The 3192-nt window shown below is 38.4% G+C and carries 3 protein-coding genes; all 3 read left to right on the top strand.

Going from position 1 to position 3192, the window contains the following annotated elements; all coding sequences use genetic code 11:
* A partial coding sequence (locus HRT72_06150; GenBank protein ID NQY67289.1) for a (Fe-S)-binding protein occupies positions 1-1206 on the top strand: 1206 nt, incomplete at its 5' end.
* 19 nt (positions 1207-1225) lie between these two features.
* Entirely contained in the window at positions 1226-2476 is a 1251-nt protein-coding gene (locus tag HRT72_06145) for a DUF1015 domain-containing protein (protein NQY67288.1), read from the top strand.
* Between the two features lie 25 nt (positions 2477-2501).
* Positions 2502-3192: (Fe-S)-binding protein (locus HRT72_06140; GenBank protein ID NQY67287.1), on the top strand; the 691-nt coding region annotated here is incomplete at its 3' end.

Genomic DNA, 3192 nt, shown 5'->3' with positions numbered 1-3192 from the left:
GGCCGTTCAGATAAGAAAAGTGAACGATTAAAAACAATGTTACTTGTCGCTCTTGGCCAGAAGAAGATGTTTACCCGTCCGATTCCAACAATTTTGCACTTAATGATTTATTCTGCATTCATTCTTACTCAAATTGAGTTGATTGAAATCGTTATTGATGGATTGTCAGGATCACATCGTGTATTTAGACCATCTCTTGGTGGACTCTATACGTTCATTATTTCATTCATTGAAATCCTTTCTGTACTGGCCTTTATTGCTACAATTATATTCCTTTCTAGAAGAAACTTAATCAAGCTTCCTCGTTTGAATATGAAGGAAATGAAAGGTTGGCCAAAAATGGATGCCAACTTGATTCTCTTAATGGAACTCGTTCTTATTCTTTGCATTTTCATGATGAACGGAGCTGACGAGGCAAGGCACGCTACCGGTTCTGAATCTTATTATGGTTTTACCATTAGTAGTTTCATTGCTCCGATGTTTAAGGGAATGGATACCGGAACATTGATAGTTATTGAGCAAATTGGATGGTGGGGACATATAATTATGGTCTTTGGATTCATGAATTACTTACCATACTCTAAGCACCTACACATATTCTTAGCGTTTCCAAACACCTATTATTCAAACTTGGAAAAGAAAGGTCGTTTCACCAATATGGAATCTGTTACTACCGAAGTTAAGTTAATGCTCGACCCTGACGCTGATCCATACGCCGCACCACCAGAAGGAGCTCCAGAACCACAAAGATTTGGAGCAAAGGATGTCACTGATTTGACTTGGAAGAACTTAATGGACAGTTATTCTTGTACAGAATGTGGTAGATGTACTTCATCTTGCCCAGCTAATATTACAGGTAAGCTATTGTCTCCGCGCAAAATCATGATGGACACTAGAGATCGTCTGGCAGAAGTAGGCGATAACAAAAGGAAACATGGAGCAGATTACCAGGATGGGAAATCGTTACTTGGTGATTACATTAAAGAAGAAGAATTATGGGCATGCACGTCTTGCAATGCATGCGTTGAAGAGTGCCCAGTAAATATCGATCCATTATCAATTATTATTGATTTAAGAAGATACTTAGTAATGGAAGAATCTAAAATGCCGACTGAATTGACCGGTATGCTTACTAATATTGAAAACAATGGTGCTCCTTGGCAGTTCAGCCCTGCTGACCGTTTAAACTGGAAGGACGAAGCCTAAAAATTAAATATATATATATATGTCAACCTTTGTACCATTTAAAGCAATTCGACCAACTAAAGAAAAAGTTCTAGATATTGTAAGTCGCCCGTATGATGTTCTTAATGACGTTGAAGCAAAAAAGGCTTCAGAAGGCAATCCTGATAGTTTCTATCACGTAATCAAACCTGAAATAGATTTTGATTTAAGTCACGATCATTACGCTCCTGAAGTGTATCAAAAAGGTGCTGATAATTTCTCGCAACTGATGAAAGCTGGTGCCATGGTTCGAGATGATGAAGCACATTTTTATGTGTATCAAATAATTATGGATGGACACAAGCAGACTGGGATAGTTGGTTGTTGCTCAATTGATGATTACTTCAACAACGTGATTAAAAAGCACGAATTGACCCGTCCTGACAAAGAAGAAGATAGAAAGAACCACGTTCGTTACTCTAAAATGAACTACGAGCCTGTATTCTTTAGTTATCCTCACGTTAATGCCATTGATACCATTGTTGAGAGTGTTAAACAAGCAGATCCTGTTTACGATATTAATACTGACGATGGTTTACAGCATACCTTATGGGTTGTAGAAAACAACGATGATATCGCCTTAGTTTCAAATCTATTCGATACAGATGTAGAAAGCATTTATATTGCAGATGGACACCATAGAACTGCGGCAGGAGCTTTGGTTGCTCAAGAGCTTAGAGGTGCTGCGAATGGCAATGGTGCAGATGGTAAGCGATACAATTACTTTATGGCCGTTCTCTTCCCTGACAATCAATTGAATATCATTGACTACAACAGAGTAGTTAAAGATTTGAATGGACTTTCGGAAGCTGATTTCATTGCTAAAGTTGAAGGTTCATTTAACGTAGAAAAAGTAAGTGAAATTTTAAAGCCTAGTGAACTTCATACTTTTGGAATGTATTTAAATGGTAGTTGGTTTAAACTAACTTCTAAACCAGGAACATTTGAAGACTCTGATCCTGTTGGAGTTTTGGACGTTACAATTTTAAGTGAACAAATCCTTGACCCGATCCTTGGTATCAAAGACTTACGTACAGACAATAGAATTGAGTTCGTAGGCGGAATTAGAGGGCTAGGAGAACTGGAAAAAAGAGTTGATTCAGGAGAGATGGAAGTAGCATTTTCAATGTTCCCAGTTAGCATGCAACAATTGATTGATATTTCAGACAATGATATGATTATGCCACCTAAAGTAACTTGGTTTGAACCAAAGCTTCGAAGCGGTTTATTCGTTCATGATTTGGCAGAATAATAATATTCGAATAAATTAATTAGAAATGAGTGAATTAAAGGTTCCTACAATGGCTGAAACGATGGCCAAAGGAGAATCACCTGAGATCTTATTCTGGGTGGGTTGCTCTGGAAGTTTCGATGATAGAGCAAAGAAGATCACCAAGGCATTGGTTAAGATCTTGAATAACTGCGACGTTAAGTTCGCAGTTCTTGGAGCTGAAGAAAGTTGTACGGGTGATCCTGCGAAGCGTGCTGGTAATGAGTTTACATTCCAAATGCAAGCGATGATGAATATTCAGGTCTTGAATGGTTATGAGGTTAAAAAAATCGTCACTGCTTGTCCACATTGCTTTAACACTCTCAAGAATGAATATCCAGAATTAGGTGGTAACTATGAAGTTATTCACCATACTCAAATGATCCAGGAATTAATCAATCAAGGGAAGTTCGCTTTGAAAGATGGCGGGACGTATAAAGGAAAGAAGATTACATTCCATGACCCATGTTACTTGGGAAGAGCGAATGATGTTTATGAAGCACCGAGATCTTTGATTGAGAGCCTAGATGCTGAACTTGTTGAAATGAAGCGATGCAAAACGAAAGGATTGTGTTGTGGCGCTGGTGGGGCTCAGATGTTTAAAGAAGCTGAAAACGGTAACAAGGAGGTCAATATTGAACGCACAGAGGACGCGTTAGAGACAAAGGCTCAAATTATCGCTACAGGATGTCCTTTTT

This window comes from Flavobacteriales bacterium, assembly GCA_013214975.1.
In the GTDB taxonomy this organism is placed as follows: Bacteria; Bacteroidota; Bacteroidia; order DT-38; family DT-38; genus DT-38.
The sequence above is the reverse complement of the archived record's forward strand: the minus strand, read 5'-3'. Positions and strand labels throughout refer to the sequence as shown.

Coding starts and splice junctions, on each gene's coding strand:
- HRT72_06145 (NQY67288.1), top strand. CDS start 1,226: ATGTCAACCTTTGTACCATTTAAAGCAATTCGACCAACTAAAGAAAAA.